The organism is Streptomyces sp. Root1304, from assembly GCF_001426405.1.
In the GTDB taxonomy this organism is placed as follows: domain Bacteria; phylum Actinomycetota; class Actinomycetes; order Streptomycetales; family Streptomycetaceae; genus Streptomyces.
This window is the reverse complement of sequence record NZ_LMEP01000012.1, coordinates 342,784-364,961: the sequence shown is the minus strand read 5'-3', so window position 1 is coordinate 364,961 and position 22,178 is coordinate 342,784. Positions and strand designations below refer to the sequence as shown.

Annotated in this window: 14 protein-coding genes; 13 read left to right on the top strand and 1 reads right to left on the bottom strand. The window is 75.3% G+C overall.

Annotated features, from left to right (window positions below; genetic code table 11):
• Positions 1-5: 5 nt before the first annotated feature.
• The 9 genes from ASD33_RS14530 to ASD33_RS14490 all read left to right on the top strand — a co-directional run bounded on the left by ASD33_RS14530 (position 6) and on the right by ASD33_RS14490 (position 13,139).
• Positions 6-1,271, top strand: a complete 1,266-nt coding sequence (locus ASD33_RS14530; RefSeq protein ID WP_056558797.1) for a 6-phospho-beta-glucosidase — start codon at positions 6-8, stop codon at positions 1,269-1,271.
• Complete coding sequence (locus tag ASD33_RS14525; protein WP_056558794.1) at positions 1,262-2,242, top strand: BadF/BadG/BcrA/BcrD ATPase family protein; 981 nt, start codon at positions 1,262-1,264, stop codon at positions 2,240-2,242. The genes ASD33_RS14530 and ASD33_RS14525 overlap by 10 nt, the downstream gene beginning before the upstream one ends.
• A gap of 390 nt (positions 2,243-2,632) precedes the next feature.
• Positions 2,633-3,922: a hypothetical protein gene (locus ASD33_RS14520; protein ID WP_242427034.1), complete on the top strand. Its 1,290-nt coding sequence runs from the start codon at positions 2,633-2,635 to the stop codon at positions 3,920-3,922.
• Between the two features lie 11 nt (positions 3,923-3,933).
• Positions 3,934-4,971, top strand: coding sequence for a glutamate ABC transporter substrate-binding protein (locus ASD33_RS14515; protein WP_056558790.1), 1,038 nt, complete (start codon positions 3,934-3,936; stop codon positions 4,969-4,971).
• Between the two features lie 72 nt (positions 4,972-5,043).
• On the top strand, positions 5,044-6,321 hold the full coding sequence (locus tag ASD33_RS14510) for a hypothetical protein (RefSeq protein WP_056558787.1): 1,278 nt from the start codon (positions 5,044-5,046) through the stop codon (positions 6,319-6,321).
• Positions 6,322-6,380: 59 nt separating this feature from the next.
• On the top strand, positions 6,381-8,849 hold the full coding sequence (locus ASD33_RS14505) for a serine/threonine-protein kinase (RefSeq protein ID WP_242426982.1): 2,469 nt from the start codon (positions 6,381-6,383) through the stop codon (positions 8,847-8,849).
• Between the two features lie 2 nt (positions 8,850-8,851).
• Positions 8,852-10,342, top strand: coding sequence for a PP2C family serine/threonine-protein phosphatase (locus tag ASD33_RS14500; RefSeq protein WP_107103720.1), 1,491 nt, complete (start codon positions 8,852-8,854; stop codon positions 10,340-10,342).
• 53 nt (positions 10,343-10,395) lie between these two features.
• Positions 10,396-11,721, top strand: coding sequence for a VWA domain-containing protein (locus ASD33_RS14495; RefSeq protein WP_056558781.1), 1,326 nt, complete (start codon positions 10,396-10,398; stop codon positions 11,719-11,721).
• Positions 11,722-11,762: 41 nt separating this feature from the next.
• Entirely contained in the window at positions 11,763-13,139 is a 1,377-nt protein-coding gene (locus tag ASD33_RS14490; protein WP_056558778.1) for an FHA domain-containing protein, read from the top strand.
• Positions 13,140-13,148: 9 nt separating this feature from the next.
• On the opposite strand, the gene ASD33_RS14485 is transcribed toward ASD33_RS14490, so the two are convergent.
• Positions 13,149-14,102 carry a methyltransferase domain-containing protein gene (locus ASD33_RS14485; protein WP_056558775.1) on the bottom strand — a complete coding sequence of 318 codons (954 nt, stop codon included), beginning with the start codon at positions 14,100-14,102 and terminating at the stop codon, positions 13,149-13,151.
• Positions 14,103-14,187: 85 nt separating this feature from the next.
• On the opposite strand from ASD33_RS14485, the gene ASD33_RS14480 reads away from it, so the two are divergent.
• The 4 genes from ASD33_RS14480 (at position 14,188) to ASD33_RS14465 (ending at position 22,155) form a co-directional block, all read left to right on the top strand.
• On the top strand, positions 14,188-14,592 hold the full coding sequence (locus ASD33_RS14480) for a globin (protein WP_056558771.1): 405 nt from the start codon (positions 14,188-14,190) through the stop codon (positions 14,590-14,592).
• Between the two features lie 188 nt (positions 14,593-14,780).
• Entirely contained in the window at positions 14,781-18,143 is a 3,363-nt protein-coding gene (locus tag ASD33_RS14475; protein ID WP_056558768.1) for an FtsX-like permease family protein, read from the top strand.
• A gap of 200 nt (positions 18,144-18,343) precedes the next feature.
• Entirely contained in the window at positions 18,344-21,169 is a 2,826-nt protein-coding gene (locus ASD33_RS14470) for an FtsX-like permease family protein (protein WP_056561385.1), read from the top strand.
• Entirely contained in the window at positions 21,166-22,155 is a 990-nt protein-coding gene (locus tag ASD33_RS14465; RefSeq protein WP_056558764.1) for an ABC transporter ATP-binding protein, read from the top strand. The genes ASD33_RS14470 and ASD33_RS14465 overlap by 4 nt, the downstream gene beginning before the upstream one ends.
• Positions 22,156-22,178 lie beyond the last annotated feature (23 nt).

Here is a 22,178-nt window from a genome sequence, read left to right as displayed (position 1 = left end):
ACACCATGAAGCTCACTGTCGTGGGGGGCGGTTCCACCTACACCCCCGAACTCATCGACGGATTCGCGCGCCTGCGCGACACCCTGCCCATCACCGAACTCGTCCTCGTCGACCCCGCCGCCGACCGGCTCGACCTCGTCGGCGGACTCGCCCGGCGCATCTTCGCCAAGCAGGACCACGCGGGCCGGATCACCACCACCTCCGACCTCGACGCCGGGGTCGAGGGCGCCGACGCCGTCCTGCTCCAGCTCCGGGTCGGCGGGCAGGCCGCCCGCGAGCAGGACGAGACCTGGCCGCTGGAGTGCGGCTGCGTCGGCCAGGAGACCACCGGAGCCGGCGGCCTCGCCAAGGCACTGCGCACCGTCCCGGTCGTCCTGGACATCGCCGAGCGGGTCCGGCGCGCCAACCCCGACGCCTGGATCATCGACTTCACCAACCCGGTGGGCATCGTCACGCGCGCGCTGCTCCAGGCCGGGCACAAGGCCGTCGGCCTGTGCAACGTCGCCATCGGCTTCCAGCGGAAGTTCGCCGGACTCCTCGGCGTGGCCCCCTCCGAGGTCCACCTGGAGCACGTCGGGCTCAACCACCTGACCTGGGAGCGCGCGGTGCGCCTCGGCGGCCCCGAGGGCGAGAACGTCCTCCCGCGGCTGCTCGCCGAGCACGGCGACGCCGTCGCCGACGACCTCCGCCTGCCGCGCCCGGTCCTGGACCGGCTCGGCGTCGTCCCCTCGTACTACCTGCGCTACTTCTACGCGCACGACGAGGTCGTACGGGAACTCGGCACCAAGCCCTCCCGGGCCGCCGAGGTCGCCGCGATGGAGAAGGAACTCCTGGAGATGTACGGGGACCCGGCGCTCGACGAGAAGCCGGCCCTGCTCGCCAAGCGCGGCGGCGCCTTCTACTCGGAGGCGGCCGTGGACCTGGCGGCCTCCCTCCTGGGCGGCGGAGGTTCGCCGTACCAGGTGGTCAACACCTACAACAAGGGCACGCTGCCGTTCCTGCCGGACGACGCCGTCATCGAGACGCAGGCCGCGGTCGGCGCCCACGGGGCCGTCCCGCTGCCGGTCGCCCCGGTCGACCCGCTGTACGCCGGACTGATCGCGAACGTCACCGCCTACGAGGACCTGGCCCTGGAAGCGGCGCTGCGCGGCGGCCGGGACCGGGTGTTCAAGGCGCTGCTCGCCCACCCGCTGGTGGGCCAGTACGCGTACGCCGACGGGCTCACCGACCGGCTGATCGCGCACAACCGGGAGCACCTCGCGTGGGCGTGAACCCGGACGGCGTCCTCCTCGCGGTCGACGCGGGGAACAGCAAGACCGACGTCGCGGTCGTCGCCCCGGACGGCACCGTCCTGGGCGCGGCGCGCGGCGGCGGGTTCCAGCCGCCGGTGGTGGGGGTGGGGACGGCCGTCGACTCGCTGGCGGAGATCGTGGGACGGGCGTGCGAAGAGGCCGGTGTCCCGGCCGGGTTCGCCCATGTCACGGCCTGTCTCGCCAACGCGGACCTGCCCGTCGAGGAGACCGCGCTCCAGGCCGAGGTGCTCGGCCGGGGGTGGAGCGGGTCGGTGCGGGTGCACAACGACACCTTCGCGATACTGCGCGCCGGGATCGACGAGCCGCGCGGTGTCGCGGTGGTCTGCGGGGCGGGGATCAACTGTGTCGGGATGGCCCCGGACGGGCGGACCGCGCGCTTCCCCGCGATCGGGAAGATCTCCGGGGACTGGGGCGGCGGCAGCGGCATGGCCGAGGAGGCGCTCTGGTTCGCGGCGCGTGCCGAGGACGGGCGCGGCGAGCCGTCCGAGCTGGCACGCGCGCTGCCCGCGCACTTCGGTCTGGAGTCGATGTACGCGCTGATCGAGGCGCTGCACCTGGGCCTGGTGCCGTTCGAGCGGCGGCACGAACTGACGCCCGTGCTGTTCCGGGTGAGCGCGGCGGGCGACCCGGTGGCGCTGTCGCTGGTGCACCGGCTGGCCGAGGAGGTCGTCGCCCTGTCCTCGGTCGCGCTCGGGCGGCTCGGACTCCTCGGCGAGGAGGCACCGGTGATGCTGGGCGGCAGCGTGCTGGCCGCCCGCCACCCGCAGTTGGAGGAGCGGATCCGCGAACTCCTCGCCGAGCGGGCGCCGAAGGCCGTCATCGGCTTCGTGACGGCGCCGCCGGTCCTCGGGGCGGGGCTGCTCGCCCTGGACGAGGTGGCGGCGGGGCCGGAGGCGGCGGCCCGGCTGCGGGAGCACTACGGGGCCTGAGCCGGCGGTGTGTGGGGCGCTTCTTCCACGGGAAGGGGCGCCCCACCGGCATGTTCACCTGTTCGAGCGATGTCCGGAACGGAACCGATGACGGCGTGAGGACGTATTCAAGGTGAGGGGAGTGCCCGCGGCCTTGCCGGGGGCATACGGCACGATAAGAACAAGATCGAGTCAATCCCGGTGTGCGGAGGGCCCCCTGCGGCCATACTGCTGGCCGGACCGGCCGACGTCAGCGACCCAGGGGGAGGTCAAGTGACACACCCGCCGAACGCACCCGCCGCCCCCGTGGCGCGGGGCGCGGCCACGGCGCCCGCACGCCCGACCGGCGTGCCCGCGCAGCCGTCGCCCGCGCCCGGCGCCGTCCCGCCCGGGGGGCGGGGCGCGTGGGCCGTGGGCCGGGAGCGGCTGCGGGTCGCCGCGACGACCGAGCCCGGCCGGCTGCAGATCCTCGGGGCCGTACTCGCGGTGCTGCTCGTCGCGTTCGGGGCGGTCACCGCCTTCCAGGTGGACGACCGGGCCGGCGCCGCCGACGACGTCGTGCACCGCAGCCAGCCGCTGTCCGGGGACGCCGCCGCGATCTACCGCTACCTCGCCGACGCGGACACCACCGCCGCCAGCGGCTTCCTCGCGGGCACGCTCGAACCGGAGGAGTCCCGCAAGCGGTACGACCGGGACATCGCCGCCGCCGCCCGGCTCCTCGTCGAGGCCGCCGCGGGCACCGACGGTTCGGGCCAGTCGGCCGCCGAGATAGCCACCCTGAACGAACAGCTCCCCCGCTACACGGGGCTGGTGGAGCGCGCGCGGGCCGCCAACCGGCAGGGCCTGCCGCTGGGCGGGGCCTATCTGCGGTACGCCAACCAGCAGATGACCAGCACCCTGCTCCCCGCCGCCGAGCGGCTGTACACGGCCGAGACCGAGCGGCTCCGCAAGGACGACGCCGCCGCCCGCACCTGGCCGTACCTGTCGGTCGCCGTGGGGCTGGTCGTCCTCGCCGCCCTCGGCTGGGCCCAGCGCCGCAACTACGTCCGCACCCACCGGGTGTTCAACCACGGGCTGCTCGCCGCGACCGCCGCCACCGTGGTCGCCCTGCTCTGGCTCGCCACCGCGCACACCCTGGCGCGCGCCGACCTGAACAAGGCCCAGGCGCACGGGCAGGAGTCGCTCCAGGTCCTCAACACGGCCCGGATCAGCTCGCTCACGGCCCGCGCCAACGAGAACCTGACCCTGGTCGCCCGGGGCGCGGTGCTCACCGAGGACCGCACCAAGGACAAGTACGAGGCGGACTACGCGGCGAGCATGGAGGCCCTGACGGGCGCGCTCGCCGACGCCGGCGAGCTGGCCGACGACGCCGCGGGCCGCACGCCGGTCGACGAGGCCGTGAACCGCGTCCGCACGTGGCAGACCCTCCACAAGGAAGCCCGTGCGAAGGACGAGGGCGGCGACTACGAGGGCGCCCTCACCCGGATCGTCGGCCCGAAGGACTCGACGGGCCAGGCCTTCGACCAGGTCGACGCGGCCCTGGAGCGGGCCCTCGCCCACGAGAAGGCCGAGTTCACCCGCTCCGCCGAGGACGCCGGGGCCGCGCTGACGGCGCTGCCGCTGGGCGCGGCCGCCCTCGGGATCCTGGGTGCGGCGGGCGCCGTGCTCGGCATCAACCGCAGACTGTCGGAGTACCGGTGAGAGGGGGCGGGATGCCGAACGGCGCGTACCCGCTGGTGCGGCGGACGGCGAAGCGGTTCCGGGGCTGGGGCGGGGTGGCCGCGATGGCCGTGGCGTGCGGGCTCACCGCCTCGCTGACCCTGCTGCCGCTGGCGCAGGACGGGAGCGCCGCCGCCGCGGCCCCCGGGACGTACGGTCCGGGCCCCGGCCTCGGCACGGGCATCCAGGTCAGGGCGGACACCTGCCGGAACCCGGAGGCCTCGCTGACCCCCTCGTCGGCGGACGGCCCGTCGATCGACGCGATCAAGCAGCGCGGGAAGCTGGTCGTCGGCGTCGACCAGTCCAGCTACCGCTGGGGCTACCGGGACCCGGAGAAGGGCACCCTGGAGGGCTTCGACATCGAGCTGGCCCGGGCCGTCGCCGCGGACATCCTCGGCGACCGGAACGCCGTGATCCTGCGGGCGATCCCCACCAACCAGCGGACCGCCCTCCTGAACAGCGGGAAGATCGACCTCGTCGTGCGCACGATGACGATCAACTGCAAGCGGATCGGGGAGGTCGCCTTCTCCACCGCCTACTTCCAGGCCGGGCAGCAGGTCCTCGCGGCCAAGGCCGACAAGAGCATCACGGGCTACGACTCCTCGCTGCGCGGGAAGCGGATCTGCACCGCCGAGGGGTCCACCGCCTACGACGCGCTGGCGGAGAAGTCCTTCGGCGCGGTCTTCAAGGACGAGGCCGACGGCACCAAGGACGACAAGGACCTGCTGACCGTCCCCAACCAGCTGGACTGCCTGGTCAGGCTCCAGCTGGGCGAGGTCGACGCGGTCGTCACGGACAACGCCCTGGCGGCCGGCCAGGCCGCGCAGGACCCGGCGGTCGAGCTCAAGGGCCGGCCGTTCACCGAGGAGTACTACGGGGTGGCGGCCAAGCTGGGCAACGACGACCTGGTGCGCCGGGTCAACCAGGTGCTCGTCGGGTACCGGCAGGGTCCCTGGCAGAAGGCGTACAAGGAGTGGCTGGAGAAGGACCTGCCGGGGATAACCGGGCCGCCCCCGCCCATGTACAAGTAGCGCCGTACCCCCGCGGCCCCTACGCGCAGCGCCGTACCAGCAGCCCCGTACACGGAGAGGAAGAGGTGACCGATGGGCGTCACGGGACCCCCCGGTCCGGTGATGGACCGGGACGAGGTGGACCGTGCGCTGGCGCGGCTCGGCGCCGAGCACAAGGCGGTCGAGGACTCGCTCTTCGCGCTCCAGGACCACGCGGGCCGCAGGCTGCTCGAAGGGGCCGGTCTCACCGGCGCGACCCGGGACCGCTGGGCGGCGACCGAGCGGACCATCACCCTGCTCTGGACCTGTTTCGACGTGTACACCGGCGCCCTGCGGGACGCCCGTGAGCTGCGCGCCCGGCGCCGCTGGCCCGGCCGGGAGGAGCTCGTGGAGCTGACCGAGCGGCTGCGCGGCGAGAGCGTGCTGGTCGCGGGCGGCGCGGGCGGGCAGGGGCAGCTGGCGGAGCGGTTCACGCTGGAGGGCCTGGTCCGGCGGATGAACGAGCTGTACGCCTCCTCGCTGGACGTGGTGGTGACCGCGGACGCGGTCTGGTCGGCGCTGCCCGCCCGGATAGACCTGCTCGCCGCGGAGCTGGGCCGGACGCGTTCGCTCGCGCACTCGGTGGGCGTGCGGCCCGGGGAGCACCCGGCCGGGGACGAGCTGGAGGCGATCACGGCCGAGCTGACCGCGCTGCGCTCCCAGGTCGTGACGGATCCGCTGGCCTTCTGGCGTCCGGCGGCGGGGAGTTCGGCGCCCGGCGGCGGCAGGCCGGACACCGAGCGGTACGACCGGGCGGCGCTGGCCCTGGAGGACGTCCGGCGGGAGATCGAGGCGGTGCTCGCGGTCCGGCAGGACTCCGAGGACCGGCTGCTGCGGCTGCGGGACGTGCTCTCGCGGGCGGACCGTACGCTCGCGGAGGCGCGGGCGGCGCGCGGCGAGGTGCTGGCGAAGATCGCCGCCTCCGAGGTGCCGGCCGTCAGCGGGCCGCCGATCGTGCTGCAGGAACGGCTGGCGGCCGCCGCCGAGTACCGCAGGCACGCCCGGTGGCACCGGCTGTCGCCGCTCCTGGATTCGCTGGAGCGGGAGGCGGAGGACGAACTGCTGCGGGCACGGGAGTCGTTGACCGCGGTGACGGCGCCGCTCGCGGTGCGGGCGGAGCTGCGCGGCCGGCTGGACGCGTACAAGGCGAAGGTGGCGCGACTGGGCGCGGCGGAGGACCCGGTGCTGGTGGAGCGGTACGACGCGGCGCGCAGGATGCTGTGGAGCGCGCCCTGCGATCTGCGGGTCGCGGAACAGGCCGTGCTGCGGTACCAGCAGGCGGCGGCGGACGTACTGTCCGGCCCGAGAGACGCGGGAGGACGACAGTGGTGAGCGGGGAGACGGGTGTGGGGAGCTGTCAGCGTCCTTCGTGCGAGGGTTCGTACGAGGACATGGGAGGCGGCGAGCTGTACTGCGACACCTGCGGGCTCGCCCCGGTGGTGGCGCCCGGCGGGCTGATCGGGTCGACGCCGACGGGGATGGCCGTGCCCGGCAGGAAGTCGGGCACGGGCAGCGCTTCCGGCGTCGGGGGGCCGGACTCCGCCTCCTCGCGGGCGTCCTCGCGGGCCTCGTCGCGTTCGTCGACGTCCCGGCGTTCGGTCTCGGGGCGGCTGTCGCGCTCGCTCTCCGGGGCGTCCACGTCCCGCTCGGTGTCGGTGCGCAGCTCCGGCACCTCGACCGGCCAGTCCGCCCGCAACCGGCTGGGCGCGGGTCTGGTGTCGATCCCCGAGGTGCCGCGCCCGGACCCGCGGGCGGCGGTCATGGAGAACCCCGAGGTCCCCGAGCGGAAGCGTTTCTGCTCCCGCTCCGACTGCGGGGCGCCCGTGGGCCGTTCGCGGGGCGAGCGGCCGGGCCGTACGGAGGGCTTCTGCACCAAGTGCGGGCACCCGTACTCCTTCGTGCCGAAGCTGCGCGGCGGGGACATCGTCCACGGCCAGTACGAGGTCGCGGGCTGTCTCGCGCACGGCGGCCTCGGCTGGATCTACCTGGCCGTCGACCGGGCCGTCTCCGACCGGTGGGTGGTCCTCAAGGGCCTGCTCGACACCGGCGACCAGGACGCGATGGAGGCGGCGATCTCGGAGCGCCGCTTCCTCGCCGAGATCGAGCACTCCAACATCGTCCGCATCTACAACTTCGTCGAGCACCTCGACCAGCGCACCGGCTCCATGGACGGCTACATCGTCATGGAGTACGTCGGCGGCAAGTCCCTCAAGGAGATCGCCAACGACCGGCGCACCCCCGACGGCCGGCGCGATCCGCTGCCGGTCGAGCAGGCCTGCGCGTACGGGATCGAGGCCCTGGAGGCGCTCGGGCACCTGCACAGCAGGAACCTGCTGTACTGCGACTTCAAGGTCGACAACGCCATCCAGTCCGAGGACCAGCTGAAGCTGATCGACATGGGCGCGGTCCGGCGGATGGACGACGACGAGTCCGCGATCTACGGCACGGTCGGCTACCAGGCGCCGGAGGTGGCCGAGGTCGGTCCCTCGGTGGCGAGCGACCTGTACACGGTGGCGCGCACGCTCGCCGTGATGACCTTCGACTTCCAGGGCTACACGAACGTCTTCGTGGACTCGCTGCCGGACCCGGAGCACATCGAGGTCTTCCGGACGTACGAGTCCTTCTACCGCTTCCTGGTCCGCGCCACCGACCCGGACCCGGCGCGCCGGTTCGCCTCCGCGCAGGAGATGGCCGAGCAGCTGACCGGGGTGCTGCGCGAGGTCGTGGCGCTCCAGTCGGGGCGGCCGCGCCCGGCGCTCTCGACGCTGTTCGGCACGGAGGTCCGGGTCACGGACACGGCCCTGTTCGCGGAGCTGACGGAGGACGTGTCGCTGCTGGGGGCGCGCACCGGGCGCAAGCGGGCCGCTGCCGCCGTGCCCGGGGCGCCCGCTCCCGTCGCCCTCCCGGCGTCCGGGCAGGGGCTCGGGTCCCTGCTCGCGCCGCTCGACACGCCCGCCACCGCGCTCGCGCTGCCCGTGCCGCACGTCGACATCGGCGACCCCAACGCCGGTCTGCTCGCCGGACTCGCGGTCGCCGCCCCCGGCGAACTGCTCGCCGCGCTGCAGGCCGCGCCCGCGCCCTCCACGGAGCTGCGGCTGCGCACCCTGCGGGCCCAGCTGGAACTGGGTGATCTGCCCTCCGCCGTACGGACCCTGGCGGGTCTGGAGGAGCGGGACCCGGACGACTGGCGGATCGTCTGGTACCGGGGCGTCACCTCCCTGGTGACCGGGGACCACGAGCACGCGGCGCTCGCCTTCGACGCGGTGTACGACGCCTTCCCCGGCGAGCCGTCGCCGAAGCTGGCGCTCGGGATCTGCGCCGAGGTGCTCGGCCAGCTGGACAACGCCGCCGAGTACTACCGCCTGGTGTGGGCCACCGACCCGAGCTTCGTCAGCGCGGCCTTCGGGCTCGCCCGGGTGCAGCTCGCGGCGGGCGACCGCGCCGGGGCCGTACGGACCCTGGAGTCCGTGCCGGAGGCCTCGATCCACTACACGGCGGCCCGGGTGGCGACCGTGCGGGCGCGGCTGCGGCGGCGCCCGGCGGCCGAGCCGCTCGGACCCGATCTGACGGCCGCCGCGGCGCAGGTCTCCGCGCTCCAGGGCTTCGGCCTGGACGCGGTGCGCCGGGAGCAGTTGTCGACGGAGGTGCTCGGGACGGCTCTCGACTGGGTACTCTCCGGGAGTCCCGGTGCGGAACCGGGCGGCGGCGCGCTGCTGCTCGGGAGTGAACTGGACGAGCGCGGACTGCGCTTCGGCCTCGAACGCTCGTACCGGGTGCTGGCCCGGCTCGCCCAGCGGGGCGAGGAGAGGATCGAACTGGTGGAGCGGGCCAACCGCTTCCGCCCCCGGACGTGGGTGTGAGGATGTCCCAGAAGCCGAAGCCGTCGCACGGACTGGTCACCTGTCCGGACTGCGCGGAACCCCTGGAGTCGGGCGACCGGTTCTGCGGGGCGTGCGGGTACGACCTGACGGCCGTGGCGGCCGCCGGGGAGGAGCCGGACCGCCCGACCGTGGCCATCGGCACGCCCGTGGCCTGGCCGGACGCCCCGCCCCGCGACCCCGGTTCGCTGTCGACGCTGACCCAGCACCCGGGAGACCTGCCGGGCACCGACTCGGGCGGCCGCGACCTGCCGACGATGCCGGTCGCCACGGCGCAAGCGGGCACGGAGCAGGGAGGTGTGACGCCGGGGGGTGCGGCTGCGGGCGGTACGACGCCGGGCGGTTCAGCCCCGGGCGGTACGTCTCCGGGCAATACGCCTCCCGCCGGTCCGGCTCCGGTGCGTACCGACGGACCGGTGCCGCCCGGTGGGGAGACGACCACGGGCAGCGGCGACTTCGAGCTGGCGGCCCCCGATCCGCGGACGGCGGTCCGGGTGGACCCCGTACCGCCCGCCCCGGCGGCCCCCGCGGCTCCGGCGGCCCCCGCCTCCGCCGCCCTCTGTGTCGCCTGCCGCGCCGGCCGGGTCGACACCGACGGCTACTGCGAGAACTGCGGGCACGCGCAGCCCCGCGAGCGCGACCACATGGAGCGGGAGCTCGACCGCGTCGCCGCCGTCAGTGACCGCGGGCTGCGCCACCACCGCAACGAGGACGCGTTCGCCGTCTCCTCGACCACACTCCCCGACGGCTCCCCCGCCACCGTCGCCATCGTCTGCGACGGCGTCTCCTCGGCGACCCGCCCCGACGAGGCCTCCGCCGCCGCCGCCGAGGCGGCCGGCGCCTCGCTGCTCGCCGCGCTGCCCCGGGGCACCCACCCGCAGCAGGCGATGCACGAGGCGATCGTGGCCGCCGCCGAGGCCGTCAACTCCCTGGCGGAGGAACCCGGCAGGGACGGCGCCGAGCACGAACAGCACCGCCGCAGCAACGCTCCGGCCTGCACCATCGTGGGATCCGTCGTCGCCGACGGCCTGCTCGTCGTGGGCTGGGTCGGCGACAGCCGCGCCTACTGGGTGCCGGACGACCGGGCCACCCCGCCCGCCCGGCTCACCGAGGACGACTCGTGGGCCGCCCAGATGGTCGCCGCCGGCCTGATGAACGTGGAACAGGCGTACGCCGACGAGCGCGCCCACGCGATCACCGGCTGGCTGGGCGCCGACGCCTACGAACTGGAGCCGCACACGGCCGCGTTCAAGCCCGACCGGTCGGGTGTGGTCGTCGTCTGCACGGACGGGCTGTGGAACTACGCCGAGGCCGCCGAGGACATGGCCAGGGTCGTCCCGGCCGACGCGGCGGAGCGCCCGCTGCACAGCGCCCAGGTCCTCGTCGGACACGCCCTGGACGGCGGTGGCCACGACAACATCACGGTCGCGCTCGTGCCGTTCACCGTCACTCCCCCAGAGGCGGGATCCGCCTGAGCGGTCGCCGCTCCCCCGTCCCTTCTCCGTCGTTGCCCGAGGAGCCGTAACAGATGGCGAACTTCTCCAAGTCGACCGTGCCGCAGTTCTCGGTGGACGTCTACCAGAACGAGTTCCTGCCCGAGGGCGGCAGGGACGTCAGCGCGATCGTCACGGTCACCTCGACCGGCGGCGGCACCAGCGGGCTGTCCGGCCCGGTGGGCGACGGCGCCGCCGGGGTCGTGATCATGGTCGACTGCTCCGGTTCGATGGACTACCCCGCCACCAAGATGCGCGGCGCGCGCGAGGCGACCGCCGCCGCCGTCGACACCCTGCGCGACGGCACGGCCTTCGCCATCGTCGCCGGGACCCACCAGGCCGCGGAGATCTACCCGGGGCAGGGCCGCCTCGCGGTGGCCGACGCCCGCACCCGGGCCGAGGCCAAGGAGTCGCTGCGCCGGCTGAGCGCGGGCGGCGGCACCGCGATCGGCACCTGGCTGCGGCTCGCGGACCGGCTGCTGTCCTCCGCCGGCCTCACCATCCGGCACGGCATCCTGCTCACCGACGGCCGCAACGAGCACGAGACGCCCGAGGAGCTGCGGGCCGCGCTCGACGCCTGCGCGGGCCGCTTCACCTGTGACGCGCGCGGGGTGGGCACCGACTGGGAGGTCAAGGAGGTCACCGGGATCGCCTCGGCCCTCCTCGGCACCGCCGACATCGTCGCCGACCCCGCCGCCCTCGCCGGCGACTTCACGTCGATGATGGAGCACGCGATGGGCAAGGGCGTGGCGGACGTCGCGCTGCGCCTGTGGACCCCGGTCGGGGTGGAGATCGCCTTCGTGAAGCAGGTGGCGCCGACGGTCGAGGACCTGAGCGGGCGGCGTACGGAGGCCGGGCCGCGCGCCGGGGACTACCCGACGGGCTCGTGGGGCGACGAGTCCCGCGACTACCACGTGAGCGTGCGGGTCCCGCAGGCGGCGGTCGGCCGGGAGATGCTGGCCGCCCGGGTCTCCCTGATCGCGCCGGACCCGCTGGGCGGCGACCCCCGGACGCTGTCCCAAGGACTGGTACGGGCGGTGTGGACGGACGACCTGGCGATGTCGACCTCGATCAACCCGCAGGTCGCGCACTACACCGGCCAGGCCGAGCTGGCGGACGTCATCCAGCAGGGTCTGGATGCCCGCAAATCGGGCGATCACGACGGCGCGACGGCCAAATTGGGGCGCGCCGTGCAGCTCGCGGCGGCCTCCGGCAACGCGGATACGGCGAAACTCCTTTCGAAGGTGGTCGACGTGGTCGACGCGGCGACCGGTACTGTGCGTTTGAAGGCGAAGGTCGCGGAAGCGGACGAGATGACACTCGAGACCCGCTCCACCAAGACCGTTCGCGTCAAGAGGTAGCCCGGCCAGCGGGCCGGACGACGAGAGGGGGAAGCACCGACATGCCGACCTGCCCGAACGGACACCAGTCGGTCTCCGACGACTGGTGCGAGGTCTGCGGCCATCGCATGGCCGGGGCGGGTGCGCCGACGGGTGCCGTACCGCCGCCTCCCCCGCCGCCGCCTCCCGCTTACGGATATCCCGGCCCCGAGGGCCATGGCGCCCCGGGTGGCTACGGCGCGCCCGGCGGCCCCGAGGGCCATGGCGCCCCCGGTGGCTACGGTGCGCCCGGCGGCCCCGGTGGTTACGGCGCTCCTGGTGGCCACGGTGCTCCGCCCGCCGCTCCCGGTGGCTTCGGCGCCGGTGGCGACCCGAACGCGACGGCGCAGGCGGAGCTCTGCCCGCAGTGCCGCACCCCGCGCGAGCACATGGCGCCGTTCTGCGAGGAGTGCCGCTGGAACTTCCTCACGAACACGGCGACCTCGTACACGCCGCTCGCCCCGCAGAACGCCCCGGCACCGCCGCCGCAGCAGCCCGGACCGCCGCCCGGTCTGAACCTGCCGCCCGGCTTCCAGTCCCCGCCGCCGCCCCCGCAGGCCCCGCAGCAGCCCCAGGACCCCTTCGGGTACCACGGCTCGCGGCCCTCGCAGGTGAACCGGCCGGCCGAGCCGCTGGGCGCCGAGCCCACCCACCACCAGGCCCCGCCGCAGCGCCCGCCGGTCCAGCAGCAGCCGCCCGGTCCGCCCGCGCAGCAGCCTCCGGGGTACCTCCAGGCTCCGTCCGGCCCGCCCGGCGCTCCGGCCCAGGCCCCGCCGCAGCCCGCGCCGCCGCAGCCCCGCGCGGACGACGACTGGGTCCTGTCCCCGCCGTCGCACCCGACGCCCCCGCAGCAGCCGCAGCAGCCGCAGCAGCCGCAGCACCAGGGTCCGCCGCAGCCTCAGCAGCACCAGGGGCCCCCGCCGCACCAGGGTCCGCCGCCGCACATGGCGCCGCCGCCCCCACAGCAGTTCCAGCCGCAGCAGCCCCAGCAGCCGCTGTCCTGGACCGCGGTCATCGCGCCGGACCGCGACTACTTCATGGCGATGATGCAGCGCAGCGGTCCGGAGGCGACGGGCCTGAACCTGCCCGCGTACTCGCCCGCGAAGCACCTGCCGCTCCAGGGCAACCAGATCTCCATCGGCCGCCGCCGGCACTCCACCGGCGAGTCCCCCGACATCGACCTGTCGGTGCCGCCGGAGGACCCGGGCGTCTCGCACCAGCACGCGGTGCTCGTGCAGCAGCCGGACGGCTCGTGGGCGGTGGTGGACCAGAACTCCACCAACGGCACCACGGTCAACGGCGGCGAGGAGCCGATCCAGCCCTACGTACCCGTCCCGCTCCAGGACGGCGACCGGGTGCACGTCGGCGCCTGGACGACGATCACGGTCCGGCTCGGCTGACCGCCGCGCTCAGGCGCCCGGCAGGGGCCAGGCGTACGGCCCCGCCGGGTCGTCCAGCCAGGCCCACTGCCGGTCGCCGCTGACCGTCACCCCGAAGCGCTCCCGTTCCGGCCGCCGTTCGCGCAGCCAGAGCGAGAGCGCTTCGCTGCGGTCGAGGGTCGCGTCGACCAGGTCCCGGAAGAAGTGGAAGAGCGAGTCCCCGGCCGGACCGTGGCGCGGGGCGCGGGCGGCGACGCCCCGGAGCGGCACGAAGTACGCGGGCGTCGGCAGGAACCTTCCCTCCGCGTGGGTGCCGTCGCGCACCCGCAGCAGGAGCAGCCCGGTGGAGAGCGGCGCGAGGATCAGGGCGCCGGTCCTGCACTGGGCGAGCCAGGCGTGCGGGACCGAGGGCAGCGCGCAGGTCGCGACGATCCGGTCGTAGGGGGCGTGCTCGGGGCAGCCCCGGGCGCCGTCGGCGACGAGGACGGCCGGCCGGTACCCGGCGGCGGCCAGATGGGTCCTCGCGGACTCGGTGATCTCCTCGTCGAGGTCGACGGTGGTGACGTGCCGCTCGCCGAGGCGGTGGCAGAGCAGGGCCGCGTGGTAGCCGGTGCCGGCGCCGATCTCCAGGACGTCCTGTCCGTCGCGCACGTCGAGGGCCTGGAGCATCAGCGCCATCAGGGAGGGCTGGCTCGCGGAGGAGACCAGTTCCCCGTCCCGGACACGGGTGGCGATGGCGGTGTCCGCGTAGGCCCCGCTCAGCCAGCGGTCCCGCCGGACCGGATCGGGGTCGCCGGACCAGAGCCGCTCGTAGCCGCCGGCGCCGGGGACGTAGTGGTACGGGACGAACAGATGGCGGGGCACCTCGGCGAAGGCGGCCCGCCAGGCGGGGTCGGTGAGGACGCCCGCCGCGTCGATCTCGCGCACGAGCGCCCGCCGCTCCCGCGCGCCGGCCTCGGCGAACTCGTCCCGCCGTGCACCCATGCCTCCACTTTCGCTCCCCGGCGAGCGCCCGGCGAGCGGTCCTGGACCCCAAGTCCTAGGACGGGTCATCTGAGACGATGGAACGGTGAACGAGATTCCCGGGGACACCACGCAGGAGCAGACCTTCTACGAGCAGGTCGGCGGTGAGGTGACCTTCCGCCGTCTGGTCCACCGCTTCTACGAGGGCGTCGCGGGGGACCCGTTGCTGCGCCCGATGTACCCGGAGGAGGACCTCGGTCCCGCCGAGGAGCGCCTCGTGCTCTTCCTGATGCAGTACTGGGGCGGCCCGCGCACCTACAGCGACCACCGGGGGCACCCGCGGCTGCGGATGCGCCACGCCCCGTTCACCGTGGACCAGGCCGCCCACGACGCCTGGCTGCTGCACATGCGGACCGCTCTGGACGAGCTCGGTCTGGCCCCGGAGCACGAGCGCGAGCTGTGGCGCTATCTGACGTACGCGGCGGGGTCGATGGTGAATTCGGCCGGCTGAGCCCTCCCCCGGTCACGGACGGACACATTCCGGAGACGGAACCCCGAATAACGGTCACGATCGCATCAAGGTCGGTCCGCAAGCGGTTTCCAGCGGCGTGTGCACTCTGAAAGCATCCGAGAGAAGTTTCGGGAGCGTTCGGGAAATGTTCGACGGGCGCACCGTGATCAGGGTGGCCAGGGGGATGGGTGACGGGGTTCGTATTTCTGCGCGTCAGGGCGCACCGACTGCTGCTGGCCGCGGCACTGCTCGCGGTGCTCCTGACCACCTCGGTGCTCGCCACCCTCGCCTCCTTCTCCGGGGCGATCGGGGACGCGGCGCTCCAGGCCGGTCTGCGGGGCCGCTCGGCGGCCGCCGCCTCGCTGCTCGTGAGCGGGCAGGTGCTGCCGGCCAAGCGGGACTCGGCGGAGGCGGCCGTCCAGGACGGGGCCCGGCGGACCTTCGAGGGGCTGCCGGTGACCGTGGAACGGCTCGAACGCTCCGGGCCGTACGCGCTGCCCCGCGCCCTCCAGCCGCCCGCCGCCCGTAAGGGCGACCCCGACCTCACCCACTTCGCCGCGCTCGACCGCTCGCGGCTCTCCCTGGTCAAGGGCGCCTGGCCGTCCGCCTCCCGGACCGCCGGCGTGGTGGAGACGGCGCTGCCCGAGGAGGCGGCCCGGCGGCTGCGCGTCGCCCCCGGCACCGTCCTCGACCTCTCCGACCGGCTCGACCACCGGCGGGTGAAGACCCGGGTCACCGGCATCTACCGGCCCGTCGACACCCACGACCTGTACTGGCAGCTCGACCAGGCCGGCGGGCGCGGGGTGCGGACCGTCGCGTTCACCACCTACGGGCCGCTGCTCGTCGACCCGGCCGTCCTCACCGCCGGAGCCCTGAGCACCGGCGAGACCTCCTGGCTCGCCTCGGCCGACTTCACCGGCTTCACCACCGACCGCATGGACGCCCTGCGCACCAGCGCCACGGAGGGCCCGAAGGACCTGGCGTCCGGCACCAAGGCCGAGGCCTTCGGTACGACGATCTCCGCGTCGACCTCCCTGCCGACCGTCCTGGAGCAGACCCAGCGGTCGCTGCTGGTCTCCCGCTCCACCGTGCTGATCGTCGCGGTGCAGCTGGTGCTGCTCGCCGCGTACGCCCTGCTGCTCGTCGCCCGGCTGCTCAGCACCGAGCGCTCCGGCGAGACCGCGCTGCTCCGCGCCCGCGGCGGATCACGGCGCCGGATCGCGGGCCTCGCCGCCACCGAGGCGCTGCTGCTCGCGCTGCCCGCGGCCCTCGCCGCCCCGCTGCTCTCCGGCCCGCTGACCCGGCTCTTCGCCGAGCGGTCCGCGCTCTCCTCGCTCGGCGTCGAGCTCGACACCACGCCTTCGGCCTCGGTGTGGCTGGTCGCCGCCGCCGTGGCCCTGTGCTGCGCGGCGGCCGTCGTCGCCCCCGCGCTCGCCGCCGGGGACGGCTCGGGCGTCTCCCTGCGCAAGGCCCGCTCGTCCTCGCTGCCCGGTCCCGTCCGGGCCGGGGCCGACCTCGGTCTGCTCGCCGTCGCCGCCGTCGCGTACTGGCAGCTCCAGCGCCCCGCCGCCACGGGCGGCACGCTCGGCGCGGACGAGTCCGGCGGCGGGTCCATCGACCCGGTGCTCATCGCCGCGCCCGCCCTCGCCCTGCTCGCCGGCACCGTCCTGACGCTGCGTCTGCTGCCGCCCGCCGCCAAGCTGGCCGAGCGGCGCGCGGCGGCCGGGCGCGGGCTCTCCGCCGCGCTCGCCGGCTGGCAGTTCAGCCGCCGGCCGCTGCGGGGCGCCGGCCCCGTCCTCCTCCTCGTGCTCGCCGTCGCGATGGGCATGCTGGCCATCGGGCAGAGCGGCTCGTGGGAGCGCTCGCAGCGGGACCAGGCCGACTTCCGGACCGGCGCCGCCGTCCGCGTCCTCAGCGCCGGGCCCGGCGAACCCACCCAGACCGAGCAGCTGGGCGCCGTACCGGGCGTCCGGGCGGTCGCCCCGGTGCACCGCACCACCATGGACGTGGCCGGGAAGAGCGCCACCGTCCTGGCCGTGGACACCCGCAACGCCGCCGGCGGCATGCTGCTCCGCCCCGACCTCGCCGACGTCTCCGCCCGCTCCCTGCTCGCCCCGCTCGCGCCCCCGGCGACGACCCGCCCCGGCCTCCAGCTGCCCGCCGGCACCCGGGCCCTCACCGCCGACCTGCGGCTCGTCGAACCCGGCACCGACGCCCGGGTCACCGCCGTCCTGGAGGACCCGAACGGCGTCCCGTACCGCCAGGCCATGGGCACGGTGCCCTCCGACGCCCGCGGCCACCGGCTGACCCTCGACATCGCCGGCCTGGCCGGAGGCCCCGGCGGCGCGTCGGGCGGCGGCTCGGCCGGCCGGCTCACCCTCATCGGCCTGGAGTTCACCGGCACGGTCGCCGACGGCCGGACGGGCACCCAGACCCTCCACGTCGAGCGGTTCGGCGTCGTCCGCGCGGACGGCGGCGAGCAGGTGCACGCCCCCGGGCAGGTCCTCACCACCTGGGCGCACACCTTCGGGCAGACGGTGAACGGCGAGTCCCAGGCGGGCAAGCCCACCTCCGGCGTCCCCGGCGCCGCGGGACCCGGCGGCCGGCCCGCCCCGTACACCCTGACCTTCGCCGCCAAGGGCGCGCCCACCGACGTCCGCTTCTGGCCCTCGGAGGAGTTCACCCTGCGGATGGACGCCCCCGGCCCCGAGGCGCCCAGCAAGCTGGCGGCCGTGGCCACCGGCGGATTCATGGCGGCCTCCGGGGCGAAGCCCGGTGACCTGATCGAGGTCTCCCTCGACGGACTGCGCGTCAAGGCCGTCGTGGAACGCGTCGTCGACGAACTGCCGACGACCGGCCCCGGCGCCCGGACCGTCTCCGCGTCCAGCGCGGTCGCCACCCCCGACGACGGCGGTGCGATCCTCCTCGACCTGGCCTCGGTCAACCGGTACCTGGCCGCGGGCGGCGAGGTCTCGACCGTGCCGCCCACCGAGTGGTGGCTGACCGTCGCACCCGGCCGCACGGCCGATGTCGCCGCCGCCCTGCGCGCCCGCCCCAACGCGGACCCCGCCCAGGTCCTGGTCCGCGACGAGATCGCCGCCGAGCTGCTCGGCGACCCGCTCGGCGCGGGCCCCAACGCCGCCCTGATGGCGGTCGCGGCCGCCGCCGCGGCGCTCGCCGCCGTCGGTTTCGCCGTCGGCTCGGCCGGTGCCATGCGGGAACGGTCCGCCGAGTTCGGCGTGCTGCGGGCGCTCGGCACACCGCAGCGCCGGCTCGCCCGGCTGATCGCCGCCGAGCAGGGCCTGCTCATCGGCATCGGGCTGCTCATCGGCATCGGACTGGGGACGGTCCTGGCCCGTGCGGTCGTCCCGCTCGTGGTCCTGACCGGCCAGGCGGCCCGGCCGGTGCCGCCGGTCCTCGTCGAACTGCCGGTCGGACAGGTGGCCCTGCTGATCGCGGGGGTCGCCGCACTGCCGCTCGCCATGGTCGCGGTGATCGCCCTGCGCCGCACCGACCCGGCCGTGACCCTGCGCCACCAGGGGGAGAACTGATGTCCGCCGCCACCGGGGAGAACCCGGAGAAGCGGGCCGGGGAGAACCCGGCCGGGCCGGCCGGGGACAACCCGGGGACGCCGGCCGGGGACGCCCCCGGCACGGGCACGCCCCCCGGCGCGACCCCGGACACGGGCGCCTCCCGGAGCCCCGCCCGGGCGACCCCCGACACACCCTCCGTACGCAGGAAGGCCCCCGACATGCCCCGGTCCCGGTCGTCCCGGTCCGACAAGCCCGCCCGCCCCGTGGCGCCCTGGGTGCGGACCCGGCTCCGGACCGCGCCCTGGGCCGCGGCCTCGCTCGCCCTCCTCGTCCTGGTCACCGCCTACCTCGCGGCCGCGCTGCCGCGCGCCATGGACCGCTACGAGACCGAGGGCCTGCGGCACGACGTCCGGACCGCCGCGCCCCGCAACTCCGTCCTCGAACTGACCGCCGCGCCGCCCGGCCTGGACCTCCCCCAGGCCGCCCGCGAGGCCGGTCTCGCCCCGGCCGTCCTGCGGAAGCAGTACGACGAGGCGAAGGCCCTGATCCCGGCCCCGCTGCGGACCGACCCCCAGCAGAACGTCCACGGCGTCCGTACGACCAAGCGGGTCGAGGGCCTCGACCCGTGGCTGCCCCGGCCCCAGGGCCTCTCCCCCGAGTTCGTGCTCTCCTCCCCGTCCGACCTGACCACCCACGCCACCCTGCGCGCGGGCCGCCTCGCCGCCGGCACCGCCGACGCCCCCGAGGCCGTCGTCACCCCGAAGACCGCCGAGTCGCTGCACCTGAAGCCCGGTTCCGTCGTGCACGTACCGGGCCGGATCGGCGGCGAGCAGATCGCCGTCACGGTCACCGGGATCGTGGAGCCGCGCGGCCCCGCCCAGGCCTACTGGGCCGTGGAGCCGCTGCTGCGCACCCCCGTGCTCGCCGCGATCATCAAGCGGGACGAGGTGTTCTACTACTGGCAGGCGGGGCTGCTCCTCTCCCCCACCTCCGCGCCGGGCGTGCTCTCCACCACCGGCGAGCCCGAGGTCTTCTTCCGCTACCTGCCCACCTCGGACCACCTCACCGCCCGGGACACCGACGCGCTCAGTGCCGCGCTCGGCTCGATGGAGGGCGGCCCCGACCTGGTGAAGCTGCGCCAGGTCGTCGGGGGCACCGGCGCGGTGACCACCGAACTCGACGCGATCGTCGGCTCGTTCCGCTCGATGCGCGACGCGATCAACCCGGTCGTGGCCGTCGCCGTCTTCGGGATCGGCGCCGTCGCGGCCGTCGTCCTCGCGATGACGGGCGGTCTCTTCGTCGCCCGCCGGGACGCCGAACTGTCCCTGATCCGCTCCCGCGGCGCCTCGCTCACCGGCATCGGACTGCGGCTGCTCGGCGAGACCTCGGCGGTCGCCGTACCGGCCGCCGCGCTCGCCCTGGCCCTCGCGGTGGTCACGGTACGACCGCCGGACGCCGGTCCCGGCGTCGACGCCGGGGAGATCCCGCTGCTGCCGTCGCTGCTCGCCGCCACCGCCGTCGCCCTGCTCGCGATGCTGGTGCTGCCGGTACGGGCCCTCGTCGTGCACCGCCGGCCGCGTCTGCACGGCGGCCGCGACGACCTGCTGACCGCGCGCCCCTCCCGGCGCCGTACGGTCCTCGAACTCACCCTGCTCGTCCTCGCCGTGGGCGCCGTGGCATCCCTCCGGATCCGCGGCACCGAGGACTCCGGCGACCACCTGGTGAGCGCCGCGCCGGTGCTCGTCGGCCTGATCGCCGCCATGCTCCTCGTCCGGCTCTACCCGCTGCCGCTGCGGTGGCTCGGCCGGCCCGCGCGCCGGCTGCGCGGGGCCGTCGGCCCGCTGGCCCTGGCCAGGGCGGGACGCTCGTCCACGGCGGGCACCCTCCCGCTGCTCGCGCTGGTCCTCGCGCTCGCCACGGCGGCCTTCGGCGGCTCGGTCCTGGCCGGCGTCGCCGACGCCCGCGACCGGGCCGCGCTGCGCGCGATCGGCGCGGACGCGCGGATCGACGGTTCGGTGGACTGGACCCAGCTGCCCGCCGGACTCCAGGAAGGGGTCCGCGGCACGCCCGGGGTACGGGACCTGGCGCCGGTCCAGATCGAGTACGGGGTGATCCTGCCGTCCCACGAGGGCACCACCGCCCCGTCGATGAGCGGCACCCTGGTGGGCGTCGAGCCCGGCTCGTACACCCGGCTCGCGAGCCGGACGGGCTTCGGCCCGTTCGCGGCCGGGCTGCTCGCCACGACCGGCAAGGGCGGCAAGGAGGCGGCGGCCGACATCGAGCGGGTGCTGCCCGCCATCGCCTCGCCGTCCGTCGCCGACCGGCTCGGCGACGAACCGCAGGAGATCGTCACGGCGGCCGGGGTGTTCCGGGTGAAGGTGGTCGCCGTCCGGTCGGCCACCCCGGCCCTGCCCGACGCCGACTTCCTCGTCGTCAACGCCGCCGACCTGACCCACCGGTCGCCGACCGCGCTGCTGGTCACGGGCCCGGAGGACGGGGCCGCGCTGCGGGCCGCGGTGAAGTCGAAGTCCGCCACGCTCATGGTGTCGATGCGCAGCGAGGAGCGCGGCACCTATGTGGACTCGCCGCTCCAGTCGGGCGCCGAGCGGATGTACCTCGGCGCGATCGGCGCGGGCGCCGGCTTCGCCGTGGTGGCCGTGCTGCTCTCCCTGATGCAGAGCGCGCCGGAGCGGACCACGCTCCTCGCCCGGCTGCGGACGATGGGCCTGACCCGGAAGCAGGGGCGGCGGCTGCTCGGGCTCGAAGCGCTGCCGCAGGCGGTCCTCGCCGCGCTGGGCGGCATGCTGGTGGGCTGGGCGACGGTGCCGCTGCTCGCCCCCGGCGTCGACCTGTTCCGGCTGGCGCTGGCCACGACTCCGGGGTTCGCCCCGCTGGACAGCGCCCCGCTGCGGGCGGACCCGTGGTCGCTGCTGGTGCCCGCCGTGGCGGTCGTGCTGATCACGGCGCTGGCGGCGGGCGCACAGGCCTGGTGGGCGGGACGCAGGGGCTCGATCAAGGAACTCAGGGCAGGAGACGCACGATGACGAAGACCGGGACGTCGAGCCGGGGGGCCGGCGTGGCGGGGTCCGCTGCGGACACCACCACCCTGGAGGAGCTGGAGCGCCGGGCGACCGCGCGGCGCGACCGGCCCTCGTACGGCCATGACGCGCTCATCGCCTGCGACCGGCTGGTCCGGATCTTCACCACGGACGGGGTGGAGGTGCAGGCGCTCCAGGGGCTCGATCTCCTCGTGAAGGAGGGCGAGTTGATGGCCCTGGTCGGCGCCTCCGGCTCGGGCAAGTCGACGCTCATGAACATCCTCGCGGGCCTGGACGTGCCGACCGCCGGCGCGGCCCGGGTCGCCGGGTGCGACCTGCTCGCGATGGACGGCAAGGCGCGGCTGCGCTACCGCCGCGAGGTCGTCGGCTTCGTCTGGCAGCAGACCGCCCGCAACCTCCTCCCGTACCTGACGGCCGCTCAGAACGTGGCGCTGCCCATGCAGTTGCGGGGCCACGCCAAGCACAAGGCGGAGCGCGCCGAGGAGCTGCTCTCGATGCTGGGCATCGCGGACGCCCGCGACCGGCGCCCGCACCAGCTCTCCGGCGGGCAGCAGCAGCGGGTCGCCATCGCGGTCGCCCTCGCCAACAACCCGGCGGTCCTCCTCGCCGACGAGCCGACGGGCGAGCTGGACTCGGCCACCGGCGAGCAGGTCTTCGCGGCCTTCCGCCGCGCCAACGAGGAGCTGGGCACGACGATCGTGATCGTCACCCACGACCAGGCGGTCGCCTCCGAGGTCCGCCGTACGGTCGCCATCCGCGACGGCCGCACCTCCTCGGAGGTACTGCGCCGCACCGAGGTCGACGAGCAGGGCCAGGAGTCGCTGGTGGCGCGGGAGTACGCGATGCTCGACCGCGCGGGCCGGCTCCAGCTCCCGGCGGACTACACCCAGTCCCTGGGCATGGAGCACCGGGTGGCGCTGGAGCTGGAGCAGGACCACATCGGGGTGTGGCCGGACGACACGGAACACTGAGCAACCGGGGAGCGGGCTCCGGG

Coding starts and splice junctions, on each gene's coding strand:
- ASD33_RS14530 (WP_056558797.1), top strand. CDS start 6: ATGAAGCTCACTGTCGTGGGGGGCGGTTCCACCTACACCCCCGAACTC.
- ASD33_RS14515 (WP_056558790.1), top strand. CDS start 3,934: ATGCCGAACGGCGCGTACCCGCTGGTGCGGCGGACGGCGAAGCGGTTC.
- ASD33_RS14510 (WP_056558787.1), top strand. CDS start 5,044: ATGGGCGTCACGGGACCCCCCGGTCCGGTGATGGACCGGGACGAGGTG.
- ASD33_RS14505 (WP_242426982.1), top strand. CDS start 6,381: ATGGGAGGCGGCGAGCTGTACTGCGACACCTGCGGGCTCGCCCCGGTG.
- ASD33_RS14500 (WP_107103720.1), top strand. CDS start 8,852: ATGTCCCAGAAGCCGAAGCCGTCGCACGGACTGGTCACCTGTCCGGAC.
- ASD33_RS14495 (WP_056558781.1), top strand. CDS start 10,396: ATGGCGAACTTCTCCAAGTCGACCGTGCCGCAGTTCTCGGTGGACGTC.
- ASD33_RS14490 (WP_056558778.1), top strand. CDS start 11,763: ATGCCGACCTGCCCGAACGGACACCAGTCGGTCTCCGACGACTGGTGC.
- ASD33_RS14485 (WP_056558775.1), bottom strand. CDS start 14,102: ATGGGTGCACGGCGGGACGAGTTCGCCGAGGCCGGCGCGCGGGAGCGG.
- ASD33_RS14470 (WP_056561385.1), top strand. CDS start 18,344: ATGCCCCGGTCCCGGTCGTCCCGGTCCGACAAGCCCGCCCGCCCCGTG.
- ASD33_RS14465 (WP_056558764.1), top strand. CDS start 21,166: ATGACGAAGACCGGGACGTCGAGCCGGGGGGCCGGCGTGGCGGGGTCC.